Consider the following 17284-nt stretch of genomic DNA (forward strand, 5'->3'; position numbering starts at 1 on the left):
TGGAGGGGATGACGGGAATCGAACCCGCGTGATCAGTTTGGAAGACTGAGGCTCTACCATTGAGCTACATCCCCGTGCATACGAGAAACCCGGGATCGCCGTGTTCGTCGTCTGCGATTCGAAACTGTACCCAATGGCTGTCTCGAATTCAAAATCGGGGGTCGGTAACGCTCTCGCCAGGCAAAATGTTCACAGGGCTGGTTTTCTCAGGTGCGTCAGGGTGTGCCTGTGGGTGAACACCCCGCCGTTCGACAGTTCCACCGTGCCAGTTGCATCGTCTATCCGTGTCAACTCTCATCCGTGTACAAATGGTGGGCGGATTCGTGAGAGAGTAGTGAGCGCGATAAGGTTCTATCCGGTCACCGGCGAGCGACGCTCGTATCGTGTGATTTGCTTCGTATGTTCGAGAAACGGGATGTAGCGCAGCTTGGTAGCGCATCCGCTTTGGGAGCGGAGGGTCGCAGGTTCAAATCCTGTCATCCCGACCAGTACGAACTCGGTACTTCACCACTACTTGCGTAGGGGTGAAGTGCCGCGAAAGATCAGAAGTTCAGCAGTACACAAGTTGTGAGCAAGACCAGACGAAGGAGCGAAGTTTCGTGAAGAGCACCGTCGAGCAGCTCAGCCCGACGCGAGTCCGTATCAACGTTGAGGTGCCCTTCGCGGAACTCAAGCCTGATTTCGACAAGGCCTACAAGGCCCTCGCGCAGCAGATTCGTCTCCCCGGCTTCCGCCCCGGTAAGGCACCGGCACGCCTCCTCGAGGCACGCGTCGGTCGCGCCGCTGTGCTCGAGCAGGTCGTCAACGACGCTCTCTCGTCGCGTTACCCGGAGGCTGTCACCAGCGCCGGCGTGAAGGCCATCGGCCAGCCCGAGATCGAGGTCACCAAGCTCGAAGACAACGAGGTTCTCGAGTTCTCGGCCGAGGTTGACGTGCGCCCCGAGATCGAACTCCCGGATTTCAGCTCCATTAACGTCACGGTCGATCCGATCGAGATCACCGATGAAGCCATCGAAGAGCAGCTGCTCTCGCTGCGTCAGCGTTTCGGCACCCTCACGGGTGTCGAGCGTGCAGTCGAAGACGGCGACTTCGTCTCCATCGACCTGTCGGCCACCGTCGACGGCGAGAATGTTGCCGAGGCAACCGCCAGCGGACTGTCGCACGAGGTCGGTTCGGGCCAGCTGATTGAGGGTCTCGACGAAGCTATCGTCGGCCTGAAGGCGGGGGAGTCCAAGGACTTCACGTCGACTCTGGTTGCCGGCGAGTTCGCAGGCAAGGAAGCTGTTGTCACCGTGACCGTGCAGACGGTCAAGGAGCGCGAGCTTCCCGCTGAGGACGACGAGTTCGCTCAGCTCGCCAGCGAGTTCGACACCCTCGAAGAACTGAAGGCAGACCTCCGCGAGCGCGTCGGACGCGTCCGCAAGGTCGAGCAGGCCGGCCAGATCCGCGACAAGGTCCTCGAGCAGCTGCTCGAGACCGTCGAGGTCCCGCTGCCTGACGCTGTTGTCAAGGCTGAGGTCGACGCTGCACTGCACGACGCCGTTCACGGTCTCAACCATGACGAAGAGGCACTGAACAAGGCTCTCGAAGAGCAGGGCAGCAGCCGCGAAGAGTTCGACAAGGAAACGCTGGAGTCCGCTGAGCGCTCCGTCAAGACGCAGCTCCTGCTCGACTCCATCGCTGATGCCAACGACATCACCGTCGGCCAGGACGAGCTCACCGAGCGCATCCTGTTCCAGGCGCAGCGCTACGGCATGGCTCCGGAGCAGTTCATCCAGCAGATCCAGCAGGCTAACCAGCTCGGCGCAATGTTCGCCGACGTTCGCCGCGGCAAGGCTCTCGCAGCAGTCGTCGAGGCTGCCGGTGTCACTGACACCAGCGGAGCTGTTGTCGACACCGCTGAGCTTTTCGGTGGCGGCGAGGCAGAAGCTGACGCAGAAGCGTCTGATTCCGCCGAGAGCGAAGACAAGTAAACAAGCACAATATCGGGTGTTTTCACCACGATTGACTGCAACAAGTTTTCCGCTTTGAGCGAAGTAGGGCGGCACCGGGACTCCGGTGCCGCCCTACTTCGTTAGTGTCTGTGTCAGCAGAAGAGTATTTCGCAAAGAAGATCCACATAGAAGGCAGGTACCGTGACTTCCAATCATCTGGAGACTGTGCAGAGTCCCGCCATGACTTCCGCGACAGCTGGGTTGAACCTCAGTGACTCGGTATACGAGCGCTTGCTGCGTGAGCGCATCATTTTCCTCGGTACCCAGGTCGACGACGACATCGCCAACAAGCTTTGCGCTCAGATCCTGTTGCTTTCGGCCGAGGACCCGACGCGGGACATCTCGCTCTACATCAACTCGCCGGGCGGATCCGTCACCGCCGGTATGGCCATTTTCGACACCATGCAGTTCGCGGAATGCGATATCGCGACCTTCGGTATGGGTCTTGCCGCTTCGATGGGCCAGTTCCTGCTCTCGGCCGGCACCAAGGGCAAGCGTTACGCCCTGCCGCACGCTCGCATCATGATGCATCAGCCGTCTGCCGGTATCGGTGGTAGCGCCAGTGACATCGCGATCATGGCTGAGCAGTTCAAGCACACGAAGCGTGAGATGGCCGAGCTGATTGCCGAGCACACCGGTCAGACGGTTGAGCAGATCACGGCCGACTCCGACCGTGACCGCTGGTTCACGGCGAAGGAAGCCCTCGAGTACGGCTTCGTCGACCACGTCGTCTCCCGTGCAAACCAGGCCGGCGGCGCCGGTAACTGAGCCGGTCCATCTGCCCTTGCTGCCCAATTCATACTTTGGAGAACTGATGACCAATCCTTTCGGAGCTCATTCGCTGGGCGGCCAGGCGCCGTCGGCACCCCAGTCGCGCTACATCCTGCCCCAGTTCACGGAGCAGACCAGCTACGGAGTCAAGACGTCCGACCCGTACAACAAGCTGTTCGAGGAGCGCATCATCTTCCTCGGCTCGCAGGTCGACGATGTCTCCGCCAACGATCTGATGGCGCAGCTTCTGGTTCTCGAATCTCAGGATCCGGACCGCGACATCACGATGTACATCAACTCTCCCGGTGGCTCGTTCACCGCGCTGATGGCGATCTACGACACGATGCAGTACGTGCGTGCAGACATCAGCACGGTCTGCCTCGGCCAGGCCGCGTCGGCTGCGGCCGTCCTGCTCGCCGGTGGTACACCCGGTAAGCGTTTTGCGCTCCCTAACTCGCGCATCCTGATCCACCAGCCGTCCACCGGCGGTATCCAGGGCCAGGTCTCCGATCTGGAGATCCAGGCTGCGGAGATCGAGCGTATGCGTCGCCTCATGGAGAACACCTTGGGCCTGCATACCGGCAAGGACCCGGGGACGATTCGCGTCGATACCGATCGCGACAAGATCCTCACGTCCGAGCAGGCCAAGGAATACGGCATCATCGACGACGTTCTGGCGTACCGGAAGCTCAGCGCTCAGAAGTAGTCCGTTTCCGCCTCGTGTCGAACATTGGAATTCTCCGTTCGACACGAGGCGGTTTGGTCGGGAAGTGGCAGTTCACAGACGTGATCTGATCAACTTTTCGGCAAGGTTGTTTTCAATTCGCAGGCGAAACGCCGAGAACAGGTCGACCCGGCTTCGGATCTGCGGGTACCGTCACTTCACGGGGCTGGTTCTTGATCGGTGCTCCGAAATTTCCACGGAGCGTCACGGCTGATCGAATGGCGGCGAGTGTACGTACATGAAGGAAGTAGGGACCTCACGAGATGGCACGCATCGGCGACGGCGGGGATCTGCTCAAGTGCTCTTTCTGCGGTAAGAGCCAGAAGCAAGTCAAAAAGCTCATTGCAGGACCCGGGGTGTACATCTGCGACGAGTGCATCGACCTCTGTAACGAGATCATCGAAGAAGAGTTAGCCGAGTCCAGCGAGGTCAAGCTCGACGAGCTGCCCAAGCCTGCAGAGATTCGGGATTTCCTCGAGAACTACGTCATCGGTCAGGATTCCGCCAAGCGGACACTTGCAGTGGCTGTCTACAACCACTACAAGCGCATTCAGGCCGGCGACAAGGGCCGCGATGTGCGCGGGGAGACCGTAGAACTCGCAAAGTCGAATATCTTGATGCTCGGCCCCACTGGTTGCGGTAAGACGTACCTCGCGCAGACGTTGGCAAAGATGCTCAATGTTCCGTTCGCGATTGCCGACGCCACCGCGTTGACCGAAGCCGGTTACGTCGGTGAAGACGTCGAGAACATCTTGCTCAAGCTGATTCAGGCTGCCGATTACGACGTCAAGCGTGCCGAGACCGGCATCATCTACATCGACGAGGTCGACAAGATCGCTCGCAAGAGCGAAAACCCGTCTATCACCAGGGACGTGTCCGGTGAAGGAGTTCAGCAGGCTCTGCTGAAAATCCTCGAGGGTACGCAGGCCAGCGTCCCGCCGCAGGGCGGACGTAAGCATCCGCATCAGGAATTCATCCAAATCGACACCACGAACGTGCTGTTCATCGTGGCCGGCGCGTTTGCCGGTCTCGAGCGCATCGTGTCCGACCGTGTCGGCAAGCGTGGGATCGGTTTCGGTGCGGAGGTTCGCTCCAAGGCTGAAATGGACACGATTGATCGTTTCGCGGAGGTCATGCCCGAGGATCTGATCAAGTTCGGTTTGATCCCCGAGTTCATCGGGCGTCTGCCGATGATCGCGTCGGTCACCAACCTCGACAAGGAATCGTTGGTCAAGATTCTGTCGGAGCCCAAGAACGCTTTGGTCAAGCAGTACCGTCGACTCTTCGACATGGACGGTGTGGAGCTCGAGTTCACCGAGGAAGCCCTCGATGCGATCGCCGACCAGGCAATCCTCCGCGGCACCGGGGCACGTGGTTTGCGCGCCATCATGGAAGAGGTTCTCCTCCCCGTGATGTACGACATCCCCAGTCGCGATGACGTCGAGAAGGTTGTAGTGACCGCTGAAACCGTCAACGATAACGTTCTGCCGACCATCGTTCCCCGCAAGCCCGAGCGGGGCGAACGGCGTGACAAGACTGCCTAGTCCTTGCTTCGCAGCGTGAAATGACTGTGGCCCTGCATCTCCTTCGAGTGATGCAGGGCCACAGTCATTTTGTGGGGTTCGAACTGTTGGTCAATGAGGACTGTTTTGTGTTGTTTGATGCAGTTCTGTCCGGTGACGCTGAAGGTCCGGTCAGACAAGCTTCGGCGAATTGCGGACGAGACGGTAAAGATGCCCGACGGAAACCAAACGTAAGACCCGCCGTAGTGCGGGCGGACGGTATTGCTGCGGGAACACCACATGGTGGCGAACGTGGCCGGGGCAACCCGGTCGCTCACATTGAGTGTATTAATCAACACTCAATGTGAACGGGACCGTTTGATGTTGATGCCGGGGCCGAGAAGTACGGAGACGCATTCGGCCTTTGCCTCGTCGCCCAGGGCTTCGCCGACAGTCTGGATGAGGTCCAGATTCCAGGACGAGCCGAGTCCGACAGCCGGCGGGAAACAAGTGGCCGGAATGCTCTGGCCGAATCCGAGCGCGTCGCCGCCCTCGGGTTGCTTACGTACGCCGTGGGGCCCGTCGTTCAGCAGCATCGAGGGAATTCCGGAGACAGCCTGGCTGTGCCAAAAATCGGACCCCGAGGTCAATGACGCTTTGTCCTCGAGTGAAAGTCCGGTTACCTGGTGTTCGACGATGTCCGTCACGTACGTCCTCCTGGTGGCAGTTGTGAGTCTTACTCACCACCGTAGGTGTCGGACTGAATGCTCGTCGGAACCACGACGCGATGTGGGTGCGAGTAGACGTTCATCGAGTCGCCCCGAATGAATCCGGCGAGCGTGAGGCCGGATTCCTGGGCGAGTTCTACGGCCAGTGACGACGGGGCCGAGACCGCGCCCAGGATCGGGATTCCAGCCATGACCGCTTTCTGGACGAGTTCGAACGACGCGCGCCCACTGACGATCAAGACGGTGTCGTAGAGGGGAACTCGGCCGTCGGTGATTGCCCAGCCGATCACTTTGTCTACGGCGTTGTGCCGTCCGACGTCTTCGCGGAGAGCGAGTAGTTCACCGGTGGTGGTGAACAATCCGGCCGCATGCAAACCGCCGGTGCGCTCGAAGATTCGTTGGCCGGCGCGGAGTGTGACGGGCATGGAGCCCAGAGTTGTGGACGTGACGGCTGTTGTGTCTCCGACGAGCGGATGCTTTGTCGTGGTTCGGACGGCGTCGAGTGATGTCTTTCCGCACACTCCGCACGCGGAGCTGATGACAGTGCTGCGGTCCGTGCTCGGATCCGGTAACGGCACACCGGGAGCCAATGCGATATCCACTACGTTGTACGTGTTGGCGCCGTTCGCGTCGACGCCGTCGCAGTAGCGAACGACGCTGACATCGTCGCGAGTAGCGATGATGCCTTCACTGAGCAGGAAGCCGTGAACAAGGTCGACGTCGTTGCCCGGTGTTCGCATCGTCACCGCCAGAACCTTCCCGCCGACGCGCATTTCGAGCGGTTCTTCGACGGCGAGGTTGTCCGGTCTGCGTACAACCTGATTGCCGGAGATTCGGACTACCGGCGTTCGTGCCGTTACTCGGCCCATCAGTGGACGCCCGCAGGTTCGAGCCGAACGGTGACGCCTTTGGATACCGGCGTATTCGACTTGGCTGCTACATGTTCGAGCGGAACCAGGGGGTTGGTCTCCGGGTAGTACGCAGCGGCATTTCCACGAGGGGTGTCGTAGGAGACGATACGGAAATCCGTGACCCGACGCTCTTCGAGGGTTCCGTCGGCGCTGGTCCACTCGGAGATGATGTCGACGAGGGCTCCGTCGATGAATCCGAGTTCGGTGATGTCGGCTGCATTGACGAGGATGACTTTGCGTCCACCCTTGATGCCGCGGTAACGGTCGTCGAGGCCGTAGATGGTGGTGTTGTACTGGTCGTGGCTGCGCATGGTCTGAAGAATCAATCGACCGCTCGGGGTTGGTAGCCAGCGCAGTTCGTTGATTCCGAAGTTCGCTTTGCCGGTGTGGGTGCGGAATTCGCGTGAATCGCGGGGCGGGTGGGGAAGTTGGAAGCCGTCCGGTTGGCGCACTCGCGTGTTGTAGTTTTCGCATCCGGGGACGACGCGTGAGATGGAGTCTCGGATCAGGTCGTAGTTTCCTTCGAATGCGGACCACCGCACCGAGTGGTCTTCGCCGAGTATCTCGCGGGCGAGTTGGCACACGATGGCGACTTCGCTGCGCAGGTACGGGCTGACCGGGGTGAGGCGGCCACGGGAGAGGTGCACCATCGACATGGAATCTTCCACGGACACAAGCTGTTTGCCGCTCGACTGAATGTCCAGATCGGTGCGGCCGAGTGTGGGGAGGATGATCGCAGTCTGGCCGTGGACAACGTGGCTGCGGTTCAGCTTGGTGGAGACTTGCACGGTGAGTTCGCACTGGCGAAGGGCAGTTTCCGTCGCTGCGGTATCGGGACTGGCTTGAATGAAGTTGCCACCCATCGCCATGAAGAAACTTGCCTTGCCGGCATTCATTGCGCGGATCGCGTCGACGGTATCCCAGCCGTGCTTGCGCGGGGCATTGATTGCAAATTCGGTGTCGAGCGAGGCCAGGAATTCTTCGGGCATCTTCTCCCAGATGCCCATCGTGCGGTCGCCCTGCACGTTGGAATGCCCACGGACAGGGCATACTCCGGCGCCGGGCTTGCCCATCATCCCGCGCATCAGGAGAAGATTGACTGCTTCCTCGATGGTGGCGACTCCGTGGGCTTGCTGGGTGAGCCCCATAGCCCAGCAGGTGACTGTGCGCTCCGACTGTGCGAGCGCAGTCGCAGTCTCCTCGAGCTGTGTCATCGTCAGACCGGTGGCCTCGAGTACGGTGTCGAGATCGACTGCGCGGATGTGCTTTTCGTAGTCGCTCCAGCCCGCGCAGTATTCGTCGACAAACGCGCGGTCGACAACGGTGCCCGGAGCGCGATCTTCCTGTTCGAGCAACAGTTTGCCCAGGCCCTGGAACAGGGCCATGTCGCCGCCCAGGCGGATCTGTAGGAACTCGTCAGCGATGTCGACGCCTGAGCCGATCACTCCGGATACCTTCTGCGGATCCTTGAAGCGTTTGAGTCCGGCTTCGGGCAGAGGATTGATCGCGATGATCTTGGCGCCGTTATCCTTTGCCTTCTCCAAGGTGGAGAGCATGCGGGGATGGTTGGTACCGGGGTTTTGCCCGGCGATCAGAATGAGATCGGCGTTCTCGAGGTCGGGAACCGTCACTGAACCCTTACCGATGCCGATCGACTGAGTCAGTGCGCTGCCGGAGGACTCGTGACACATGTTCGAGCAGTCGGGCATGTTGTTGGTGCCGTAGCTGCGAATCATCAACTGGTACAGGAATGCGGCTTCGTTGGAGGTGCGCCCCGACGTGTAGAAGACTGCTTCGTCAGGCGAGTCGAGACCCTTCAGATGGTCCGCGATCAGCGCGTAGGCGCCGTCCCAGTCGATGGGTTGATAGTGAGTGGCGCCGGGTGTCAGCACCATCGGGTGGGTCAGCCGGCCCTGCTGGCCTAGCCAATAGTTGGTCTTGCCGTCCAGATCCGCGAGGGAGTGTTCGGCAAAAAATTCCGGAGTGACGGTGCGCAGGGTCGCTTCTTCTGCAACAGCTTTGGCACCGTTCTCGCAGAATTCTGCCGGCTTGCGGTGGCCGGGTGTTTCGGGCCAGGCGCAGCCGGGGCAGTCGAAACCGTGGCGCTGGTTCAACCGCGTGAGTGTGCGCGCGGTCCGTAGCGCCCCCATCTGTTCGATCCCTCGTTGCAGCGAGACGAGAACTGCGGGCACTCCGGCCGCGTAGTCCTTGGGGTGCGTGATCTCGAGGTTCGATTCGTCGATATCCTTCGAGGGTCCGTGGCGCGTCATATGTCCATCATGGACTGAAGCACCGACCGTGTCATCGGATGCGGTCGAACCACCTACTCCCGGTACGCTGACACGATGGGTGTGAGCGTAAGGCCGGCTGAAACCGCGGACATTTCTGCTCTTGCAGCAGTACTTGCCGACGCGTTCGAGGACGATCCGTTGATGGCGTGGATACTCCCCGACGAGGACGGGCGACGTGGCCGATTGGCCAGGTTGTTCGACGCCGAAGTTCGATACCACCACCTGGCCGGTGGCGGCGCCGAGGTGGCGCTCGACGGCAACGGTGTGATCGGCGGCGCGGCGCTCTGGGATCCGCCGGGGCGCTGGAAGCAGTCCACCTGGGAATCCATGATCAGTTTCCCGGCTACCCTACGTGCCTTGGGTTCTCGCATCATGGTTGGTGCAGAAGTGGGTGGAGTCCTCGAGAAGGCTCACCCGACAACGCCGCACTGGTACCTCGCCACCATCGGTACGGGAGCCAACGCGCGCGGCGGCGGCTACGGCAAGGCGCTGCTGAACTCGCGACTCGACCGCTGTGATCGCGATCGGATTCCCGCGTATCTCGAATCCAGCAAGAAGGAGAACATCCCGTACTACAACCGTTTCGGGTTCGAAGTGACGGATGAAATCGTGATGCCCAACGGCGGGCCGATGGTCTATCCGATGTTGCGGGAACCGAAGTGATGTTGCCGGAATTACATGGCGGTACGCCGTTCGACGAGATGGACGATTACATTGCCCTGCCTCGCCTGTCCGGCCTCGCACTTTCGCCCGACGGTTCGGTTCTGATCTGCGGGCGGGCTGTTCTCGACGATGCCGGTGCCGAGTACGTGACTTCGCTGTGGGAGTTCGATCCGGCCGGGCGTCGGCCTGCTCGCAGAGTGACCTGGGGCACGAGCAGTGAATCCGGCGCAGCATTTGCTTTCGACGGTGACATCCTTTTCACCGCAACACGTTCCGTGCCCGGGGAGGAAACCCCGCAACCGGCATTGTGGCGACTGCCCGCCGAGGGCGGTGAGGCGCAGTTGGTGTGTACTCGCGGTTCCGGAATCTCGGGTGTCACCGCAGCCAAGTCGGCTCCGACTTTTGTTGCACACACACCGGTGATGGCGTCGGCGCGCACTCTCGACCGCGATGACGAGATCCGCAAGGCACGTAGAGACGGCAAGGTTACGGCGATGCTCCACACGGGTTATCCCGTGCGCCACTGGGATCATGATCTGGGCCCCGACCAGCCGCATCTGGTTGTCGGAGAATCGGATTCGGAAGGCGCCGTCGTACTGCGGGACGTGACGCCCGATGCCGGCGGCGCGTTGCGTGAGGGAACGCTCTCGATCAGTGGCGACGGCATGTTTGCGGTATCGACGTGGGCCGTCGGAGATCTCGGTGCTGCCCGTCGTTCGACACTCGTGCGTATCGACACGGCGAGTGGTGATCGTGTCACTCTGGTGGACGACGCCAGCGCAGACGTGCACAGTCCGGTTCTGTCGCCGGACGGCACTCAGGTTGTCTTCATCCGTGAAACTTTGACAACTCCGGAACTTGCGCCGCGAGTTTCCTTGGGGCTCTACGTTTTCAAAACCTCCACGGAGACCACCGTCGCCGAAGGCTGGGATCGGTGGCCGACGTCGCTGGCGTGGCTTTCGGATGGTTCCGGGTTGGTTGTGACTGCGGACGACAACGGTCGGGGCCCCGTTTTCACCGTTGACCTGTGGGGTCAGCCCGTCCAGTTGACCACCGACGATGCGGCCTACAACGAGGTCCGAGTGTCATCCGACGGTGAGTCGATTTACGCGTTGCGGGCGTCGTACGAAACACCGCCGCACGTAGTGCGCATTGCCATTCGCACGGGTGAGGTTTCGGCCCTACGAGGACCGGACCCCTTGCCGGAATTGCCAGGCACTCTGACCGAGATCAGTGCCAAAGGAGAGGACGGGACCCCGATTCGGAGTTGGTTGGCGCTGCCGACGGGCGCCGCGGCTCATTCGCCGGTACCGCTGTTGCTGTGGGTGCACGGTGGTCCGCTGAACTCGTGGAATACGTGGTCATGGCGATGGAATCCGTGGCTGTTGGTGGCAAAGGGGTACGCGGTGCTGCTGCCGGACCCGGCGTTGTCCACGGGATACGGCCAAGATTTTGTGCAGCGTGGTTGGGGGCAGTGGGGCCAAGCGCCCTTCACTGATCTGATGGCGATCACGGACGCCGCCGAAGCGCGCGACGAGATCGACCCGAACCGCACCGGCGCAATGGGTGGTTCTTTCGGCGGCTACATGGCGAATTGGATTGCGGGCCATACGGATCGGTTCGATGCGATTGTCACTCACGCAAGTCTGTGGGCGCTGGACCAGTTCGGGCCTACAACGGACTCGGCGTGGTACTGGCAGCGGGAGATGACTCCCGAGATGGCCGTCGAGAACTCGCCCCACCTTTACGTCGCGGACATCAATACCCCGATGCTGGTTGTTCACGGGGACAAAGACTATCGAGTGCCAATCGGCGAAGGGCTACGACTCTGGTACGAACTGCTCGCCGAGTCCGGGTTGCCGGCCGACGCGGACGGTAAGACGGACCATCGATTCCTGTACTTCCCGGACGAGAATCATTGGGTTCTCAAACCGGCGCATACCAAGATCTGGTACGAGGTGGTGATTGCATTCCTGTCCGAGCACATTCTCGGTGAGGACGTGCCGCTCCCGGAGATTCTCGGCTGATCGACGCCGGCCCCGGCTGTCGAACGAGGCCGACGACGGGTCAGGCACCAGGGCACTGAACGGTGTAATTCCAATCGGTGTAGTTGGGGCCGGTGACTCGGACCAGCACCGACGACGCGAACCCTGGCGGAACATTGACGACCAGCGCACCGGTTCCCTGGTTGATGTCGTCGCCGACGTACCCGGTGCTCGATATGAGCCTGCCTTCGTAGAACACCTCGATCAGGTCAGGGATGCTGTAGGTCTCGTAACCCACAACGAAGGAGGTCGGACCGCCCCGGCCGATCTGATGTTTGGTGCTGGTGATGCCGGCGCCGCCGGAAATAGTCGATGCGTTGCAACCCTGTGTCGGTGTAAACGATCCGCCGCCGCCACTGCCACTCGCCAAACCGTTGAGAACTGCCCGAAGATCGCCGTTGGCCAGGCCGTTTGCAATGTCCCGGGCGCTGGTGGCGCCGGCGGCCAGACCGCCCAGGACGGCGTTGACATCGCCGGTCGCGATACCGTCCGCGATGTCGCCGACGCTGCCGCTGGCGATGCCGTTCGCAATATCGTTTCCGGCGTCGCCGATGCTGCCGTTGATCGTGGCGATGCCGCCCTCGGCGCTTCCTTCGATTCCCGGTTGCGCGGACGCGGTGGCTGGAACGATGAGGGCAATTGCCGCTCCCACCGTTGCGGCTGCAGCCAACGCGCGAGCGCCGCGATATCGAGAACTCAACTTGTTCAACATGTTTCCTCCGAAGATCGATGGCCGGTAATCCGTCGCAATGATCATTTCAGTGGGACAGATCGGTGAGTATCCTTCGTTCGGCTGACACTGTCCGTGCTCCACCCGACGGGCAAATTCGCTCACAGCGGGGGAGTCACTAAGATCAGGTGGTGACCAGTGCATCTCCAGAGAACCCTCAGACCCCCGCCGACGCCCTCCCTAAGAGCTGGGACCCCAGCGCTGTAGAGGCTGATTTGTATCAGGGTTGGGTGGATGCGGGCTACTTCAAGGCCGACGCGTCCAGCGACAAGCCCGGCTATTCGATCGTGCTTCCTCCGCCGAACGTGACGGGCAGCCTGCACATGGGCCATGCGCTCGATCACACCCTCATGGATGTGTTGAGCCGTCGCAAGCGGATGCAGGGCTTCGAGGTTCTGTGGCTGCCGGGCATGGACCACGCCGGTATTGCGACGCAGTCCGTCGTGGAGAAGCAGCTGGCGGCGGAGGGAAAGAAGAAGGAAGACCTCGGACGCGAAGCGTTCATCGAGAAGGTCTGGGAGTGGAAGCGCGAGTCCGGCGGTACCATCGGCGGCCAGATGCGCCGTATCGGTGACGGCGTCGACTGGAGTCGCGAACGTTTCACGATGGACGAGAACCTCTCGCGCTCCGTGCAGACCATTTTCAAGCGGATGTTCGACGAGGGCCTGATCTACCGCGCCGAGCGCCTGGTCAACTGGTCGCCTGTGCTGCAGACCGCGATCTCCGACATCGAGGTCAAGTTCGAAGACGTCGAGGGTGAGCTTGTTTCCCTTCGTTACGGCTCACTCGACGACAGCGAGCCGCACGTGATTGTTGCCACCACTCGCGTCGAAACGATGCTCGGTGACACCGCCGTAGCCGTGCACCCGGAAGACGAGCGCTACAAGCATCTGCTCTGCACCACCCTCGAGCACCCCATCACCGGCCGTCAGATCCCGATCATCGCCGACGATTACGTCGACCCCGAGTTCGGTACCGGCGCAGTCAAGATCACGCCCGCCCATGATCCCAATGACTTCGAGATGGGTATGCGGCACAACCTGCCGATGCCCACGATCATGGACAAGTCCGGCAAGATCGCCGATACCGGAACCGAATTCGACGGCATGGATCGTTTCGAGGCCCGTGTCAAGGTTCGTGAGGCACTTGCCGAGCAGGGTCGCGTTGTAGCCGAGAAGCGCCCGTACCTGCACAGTGTCGGGCATTCCGAGCGCAGTGGTGAAGCCATCGAGCCGCGCTTGTCGCTGCAGTGGTGGGTCAAGGTTGAGGCCCTGGCCAAGGCTGCCGGTGACGCAGTTCGTAACGGCGACACCGTGATTCATCCGGCAAGCCAGGAACCGCGTTGGTTCGACTGGGTCGACAACATGCACGACTGGTGCATTTCGCGTCAGCTGTGGTGGGGTCACCGCATCCCCGTTTGGTACGGACCCGAAGGTGAAGTTGCCAGCTTCGGTCCCGACGAAACCGCGCCCGAAGGCTGGGTCCAGGACCCCGACGTTCTCGACACCTGGTTCTCGTCCGGCCTGTGGCCCTTCTCGACGATGGGCTGGCCCGAGAACACGGCGGAACTCGAAAAGTTCTACCCCACCAGCGTTTTGGTGACCGGCTACGACATTCTGTTCTTCTGGGTCGCACGCATGATGATGTTCGGCACGTACGTGTCGGAGGACGAGTCGATCACAAGTGGAGCCGGTAAGTCGGGCCCGCAGGTTCCGTTCAAGGACGTGTTCCTGCACGGTCTGGTCCGAGACCAGTTCGGCAAGAAGATGTCGAAGTCGCGTGGCAACGGTATCGATCCGCTGGACTGGGTCGAGCGTTTCGGCGCCGACGCTCTGCGCTTCACCCTCGCCCGCGGCGCCAACCCGGGTAGCGACCTCTCGGTCGGCGAGGATTCTGCGCAGTCCTCGCGTAACTTCGCCACGAAGCTGTTCAACGCCACCAAGTTCGCGCTCATGAACGGCGCCGCACCGGCGCCGCTGCCGGCGCGCAGTGAGCTCACCGACGCCGACCGTTGGATCCTCGATCGTCTGGACGTTGTTGCAGCCGAGGCTGATTCGGCGTTCGATCGCTACGAGTTCAGCAAGGCCTGTGAGGGCCTGTTCCACTTCGCCTGGGATGAGGTTTGTGACTGGTACCTCGAACTGGCCAAGGTTCAGTTCGCCGGTGACGAGACCACCGCGGCCAACACCCGCGCTGTCCTCGGCAACGTCCTCGACGCACTGCTTCGTCTGCTGCACCCCGTCATTCCGTTTGTCACGGAAACCCTGTGGAAGGTGCTGACCGGCGGCGAGTCGGTCGTCGTCGCAGACTGGCCGACGCTGTCCGGCGAAGCCGTCGACACCGCGGCTGCTACCCGGATCGAAGACACCCAGCGTTTGATCACCGAGGTTCGACGCTTCCGAAACGATCAGGGCCTCAAGCCTTCTCAGAAGGTGCCGGCTCGGGCATCGGGACTGTCCGAAGCTGGACTGGACGGCCAGTTCGCCTACGTCCAGGCGCTCGCGAAGCTGACAGAGCCGGAAGAGGGCTTCGAGGCCTCCATCTCGGTGGAGGTGCGACTGAGTCAGGGAACCGTGACTGTCGACATCGACACGTCCGGCACCATCGACCTGGGCGCCGAGAAGAAGCGACTCGAGAAGGACCTGACCGCGGCACAGAAGGAACTCGTCACCGCGGACAACAAGCTTGCCAATGAAGCGTTTCTCGCGAAGGCACCCGACGCCGTCGTCGACAAGATCAAATCGCGTCGTCAGATCGCCATCGAGGAGATCGAGCGCATCACCAACCGTTTGAAGGAGCTGGGCGACAAGTGAGCTCGGTAGAGCCCCCGCCGTTCGGGGAATCAGAATTCGGAGATTTCGGTGCAGTACCGCTCAGTGCGGTACCGACACCGGTAGATATCGCCGAGTTGGCGCTGGTCGAAGCGGAACTCGACAAGCGTTGGCCGGAAACCAAGATGGAGCCGTCGCTGACGCGCATCGAGGCCCTCATGGATGTGCTCGGGTCACCGCAGCACAACTATCCGGCCGTGCATGTCACAGGCACCAACGGCAAGACGTCGGTGACGCGCATGATCGATTCGCTCATGAGCGCACTGCATCGTCGTACCGGCCGCACCACCAGCCCGCATCTGCAGATCGCCACCGAGCGGATCAGCATCGACGGTCACCCGATCTCACCGCGGCTCTATGTCGACACGTACCGCGAGATCGAGCCCTACGTGCAGATGATCGATCAGCAGTCCGAGGCGGCCGGGGGACCGGCGATGAGCAAGTTCGAGGTGCTCACCGCCATGGCATACGCCGCATTCGCGGAAGCGCCGGTCGACGTTGCCGTTGTCGAGGTCGGTCTCGGCGGACGGTGGGATGCCACCAACGTCATCAACGGACAGGTCGCGGTTATCACCCCGATCAGCCTCGATCACGCCGAGTACCTGGGCAGTGACCTCGGCGGAATCGCCGAGGAGAAGGCCGGGATCATCAAGAAGGGCCGCGAAGGCCTGGTTCCGCTCGACACCGTCGCGATCATCGCGGAGCAGACCCCCGAGGTCATGGAGGTTCTGCTGCGACGTGCCGTCGAGACCGATGCAGCAGTGGCTCGTGAAGGTTCCGAATTCAAGGTGCTCGGCCGCCAGATCGCAGTCGGTGGGCAGCAGCTGGAACTTCAGGGACTCAGCGGCGTGTACTCCGAGATCTTCCTGCCGCTCCACGGTGAGCATCAGGCTCGAAACGCAGTGCTCGCACTGGCTGCAGTCGAGGCATTCTTTGGCGCCGGCCCGGATCGCCAGCTCGATCAGGATTCTATCCGCTCCGGGTTTGCTTCCGTCGTCAATCCTGGTCGCCTCGAACGAGTTCGGAGCGCGCCGACGGTATTCCTCGACGCAGCTCACAACCCGGACGGTGCGCGTGCGCTGGCTGCGGCGCTCGCCGCAGAGTTCGACTTCCGCAAGCTAGTCGGAGTTGTCAGCGTCATGGCAGACAAGGACGTCGACGCGATCTTGACGGCGTTCGAGTCCGTCTTCGACGAGATCGTCGTGACCCACAACGGCTCGCCGCGTGCCATGGACGTCGAGGAACTCGCGAATATCGCCGTCGCCAAGTTCGGTGACGAACGCGTCGTCGTAGCGCCGCTGTTGGTGGACGCTTTGGAGACCGCCATCGAAATGGCGGAGCAGGTTGCCGAGCCCGGCGAAGCAGTATCCGGGGCCGGTGTCGTGGTGACCGGATCGGTGGTTACTGCAGGCGCAGCCCGCACATTGTTCGGAAAGGACCCAGCGTGAGTACCCCGTCAGACCCGAGTTCGACGCCGAATGGGCAGTTCGGTCCGCCGACCAAGGATCCGTGGAAGGGCTTCCGCGGTGTCATGGCGGGAACGCTGATCGTCGAGTCGATCGTGGTGTTTCTGACGATTCCGGTAGTGCAGGTTGTCGGCGGCGGACTCACCTGGTTCAGCGGTACCTACATCATCGGGCTTGGCGTGCTGATGATTCTGGGCGGCGGCATCCAGGGACGGTCTTGGGCGATCTGGTACAACGTCGCCTTGCAGGTACTACTTGTCCTCGGCGTCTTCATCCACGTCTCGATCGGTGTGATGGGACTTGTGTTCGGCCTCGTCTGGGCTTACCTGGTCTACCTGCGAAGAGACATCGCGCAGCGAATGGAGAAGGGCCTGCTTCCGGGTCAGCGCGACTGACCATTTAGGCTGACTAACGTGACTGAGCGCACCCTCGTACTGATCAAGCCCGATGCCGTTGCCCGTGGATACGTGGGAGAAATCCTTAGTCGTATCGAGCGCAAGGGCCTTACCATCGCAGCACTCGACCTTCGGGTTGCTTCCGAAGACGTGGCTGGCAGCCACTATGCGGAGCATGCCGAGCGTCCGTTCTACCCGAGCTTGTTGGAGTTCATCACCTCCGGTCCGCTGGT

Annotated in this window: 13 protein-coding genes, 2 tRNA genes and 1 pseudogene; 11 read left to right on the forward strand and 5 right to left on the reverse strand. The window is 61.6% G+C overall.

Annotated elements, in window-relative coordinates; all coding sequences use genetic code 11:
- Nucleotides 1-74: transfer RNA gene (locus QM600_RS25365), tRNA-Gly, on the reverse strand.
- 337 nt (nucleotides 75-411) lie between these two features.
- On the opposite strand from QM600_RS25365, the gene QM600_RS25370 reads away from it, so the two are divergent.
- The 5 genes from QM600_RS25370 (at nucleotide 412) to clpX (ending at nucleotide 5033) form a co-directional block, all read left to right on the forward strand.
- A tRNA-Pro gene (locus QM600_RS25370) sits at nucleotides 412-488 on the forward strand.
- A gap of 111 nt (nucleotides 489-599) precedes the next feature.
- Entirely contained in the window at nucleotides 600-1973 is a 1374-nt protein-coding gene (gene tig / locus QM600_RS25375) for a trigger factor (protein ID WP_283264456.1), read from the forward strand.
- A gap of 201 nt (nucleotides 1974-2174) precedes the next feature.
- Nucleotides 2175-2762, forward strand: coding sequence for an ATP-dependent Clp protease proteolytic subunit (locus QM600_RS25380; protein ID WP_094275150.1), 588 nt, complete (start codon nucleotides 2175-2177; stop codon nucleotides 2760-2762).
- A 46-nt stretch (nucleotides 2763-2808) separates the two neighbouring features.
- On the forward strand, nucleotides 2809-3471 hold the full coding sequence (locus QM600_RS25385) for an ATP-dependent Clp protease proteolytic subunit (RefSeq protein ID WP_094273965.1): 663 nt from the start codon (nucleotides 2809-2811) through the stop codon (nucleotides 3469-3471).
- 281 nt (nucleotides 3472-3752) lie between these two features.
- Entirely contained in the window at nucleotides 3753-5033 is a 1281-nt protein-coding gene (gene clpX, locus QM600_RS25390) for an ATP-dependent Clp protease ATP-binding subunit ClpX (RefSeq protein WP_283264457.1), read from the forward strand.
- 329 nt (nucleotides 5034-5362) lie between these two features.
- Here the strand turns inward: clpX and QM600_RS25395 are convergent.
- The 3 genes and pseudogenes from QM600_RS25395 to QM600_RS25405 form a co-directional block, all read right to left on the reverse strand.
- Nucleotides 5363-5698, reverse strand: a pseudogene (locus QM600_RS25395) (beta-glucosidase); the annotation flags it as partial.
- A 29-nt stretch (nucleotides 5699-5727) separates the two neighbouring features.
- Nucleotides 5728-6588: a formate dehydrogenase accessory sulfurtransferase FdhD gene (gene fdhD, locus QM600_RS25400; protein WP_283264458.1), complete on the reverse strand. Its 861-nt coding sequence runs from the start codon at nucleotides 6586-6588 to the stop codon at nucleotides 5728-5730.
- A complete protein-coding gene (locus QM600_RS25405) occupies nucleotides 6588-8900 on the reverse strand; it encodes an FdhF/YdeP family oxidoreductase (RefSeq protein WP_283264459.1) in 2313 nt (770 codons plus the stop codon). Before QM600_RS25405 ends, fdhD begins: the two co-directional genes overlap by 1 nt.
- 75 nt (nucleotides 8901-8975) lie before the next feature.
- Here QM600_RS25405 and QM600_RS25410 point away from each other — a divergent pair, with 75 nt between their 5' ends.
- Nucleotides 8976-9584 carry a GNAT family N-acetyltransferase gene (locus QM600_RS25410; RefSeq protein ID WP_283264460.1) on the forward strand — a complete coding sequence of 203 codons (609 nt, stop codon included), beginning with the start codon at nucleotides 8976-8978 and terminating at the stop codon, nucleotides 9582-9584.
- Entirely contained in the window at nucleotides 9584-11611 is a 2028-nt protein-coding gene (locus QM600_RS25415; protein ID WP_283264461.1) for an alpha/beta fold hydrolase, read from the forward strand. The genes QM600_RS25410 and QM600_RS25415 overlap by 1 nt, the downstream gene beginning before the upstream one ends.
- A 40-nt stretch (nucleotides 11612-11651) precedes the next feature.
- Here QM600_RS25415 and QM600_RS25420 read toward each other — a convergent pair whose 3' ends face one another.
- Nucleotides 11652-12341, reverse strand: a complete 690-nt coding sequence (locus tag QM600_RS25420; protein ID WP_283264462.1) for a hypothetical protein — start codon at nucleotides 12339-12341, stop codon at nucleotides 11652-11654.
- A gap of 149 nt (nucleotides 12342-12490) precedes the next feature.
- Here QM600_RS25420 and QM600_RS25425 point away from each other — a divergent pair, with 149 nt between their 5' ends.
- The 4 genes from QM600_RS25425 to QM600_RS25440 form a co-directional block, all read left to right on the forward strand.
- On the forward strand, nucleotides 12491-15172 hold the full coding sequence (locus tag QM600_RS25425; RefSeq protein WP_283264463.1) for a valine--tRNA ligase: 2682 nt from the start codon (nucleotides 12491-12493) through the stop codon (nucleotides 15170-15172).
- 86 nt (nucleotides 15173-15258) lie between these two features.
- Nucleotides 15259-16638, forward strand: a complete 1380-nt coding sequence (gene folC / locus QM600_RS25430; protein ID WP_283264467.1) for a bifunctional tetrahydrofolate synthase/dihydrofolate synthase — start codon at nucleotides 15259-15261, stop codon at nucleotides 16636-16638.
- Nucleotides 16635-17051, forward strand: coding sequence for a DUF4233 domain-containing protein (locus tag QM600_RS25435; protein WP_283264464.1), 417 nt, complete (start codon nucleotides 16635-16637; stop codon nucleotides 17049-17051). Before folC ends, QM600_RS25435 begins: the two co-directional genes overlap by 4 nt.
- Nucleotides 17052-17069: 18 nt before the next feature.
- The coding region (locus tag QM600_RS25440; RefSeq protein ID WP_283264466.1) for a nucleoside-diphosphate kinase at nucleotides 17070-17284 on the forward strand (215 nt) is incomplete at its 3' end.

It is taken from the genome of Rhodococcus sp. IEGM 1379, from assembly GCF_030056815.1.
Classification (GTDB): domain Bacteria; phylum Actinomycetota; class Actinomycetes; order Mycobacteriales; family Mycobacteriaceae; genus Rhodococcus_F.

Excerpts from the sequence above, each read along its gene's own strand:
- QM600_RS25380 (WP_094275150.1), top strand. The coding sequence starts at position 2,175 with ATGACTTCCGCGACAGCTGGGTTGAACCTCAGTGACTCGGTATACGAG.
- QM600_RS25385 (WP_094273965.1), top strand. The coding sequence starts at position 2,809 with ATGACCAATCCTTTCGGAGCTCATTCGCTGGGCGGCCAGGCGCCGTCG.
- clpX (WP_283264457.1), top strand. The coding sequence starts at position 3,753 with ATGGCACGCATCGGCGACGGCGGGGATCTGCTCAAGTGCTCTTTCTGC.
- fdhD (WP_283264458.1), bottom strand. The coding sequence starts at position 6,588 with ATGGGCCGAGTAACGGCACGAACGCCGGTAGTCCGAATCTCCGGCAAT.
- QM600_RS25405 (WP_283264459.1), bottom strand. The coding sequence starts at position 8,900 with ATGACGCGCCACGGACCCTCGAAGGATATCGACGAATCGAACCTCGAG.
- QM600_RS25410 (WP_283264460.1), top strand. The coding sequence starts at position 8,976 with ATGGGTGTGAGCGTAAGGCCGGCTGAAACCGCGGACATTTCTGCTCTT.
- QM600_RS25415 (WP_283264461.1), top strand. The coding sequence starts at position 9,584 with ATGTTGCCGGAATTACATGGCGGTACGCCGTTCGACGAGATGGACGAT.
- QM600_RS25420 (WP_283264462.1), bottom strand. The coding sequence starts at position 12,341 with ATGTTGAACAAGTTGAGTTCTCGATATCGCGGCGCTCGCGCGTTGGCT.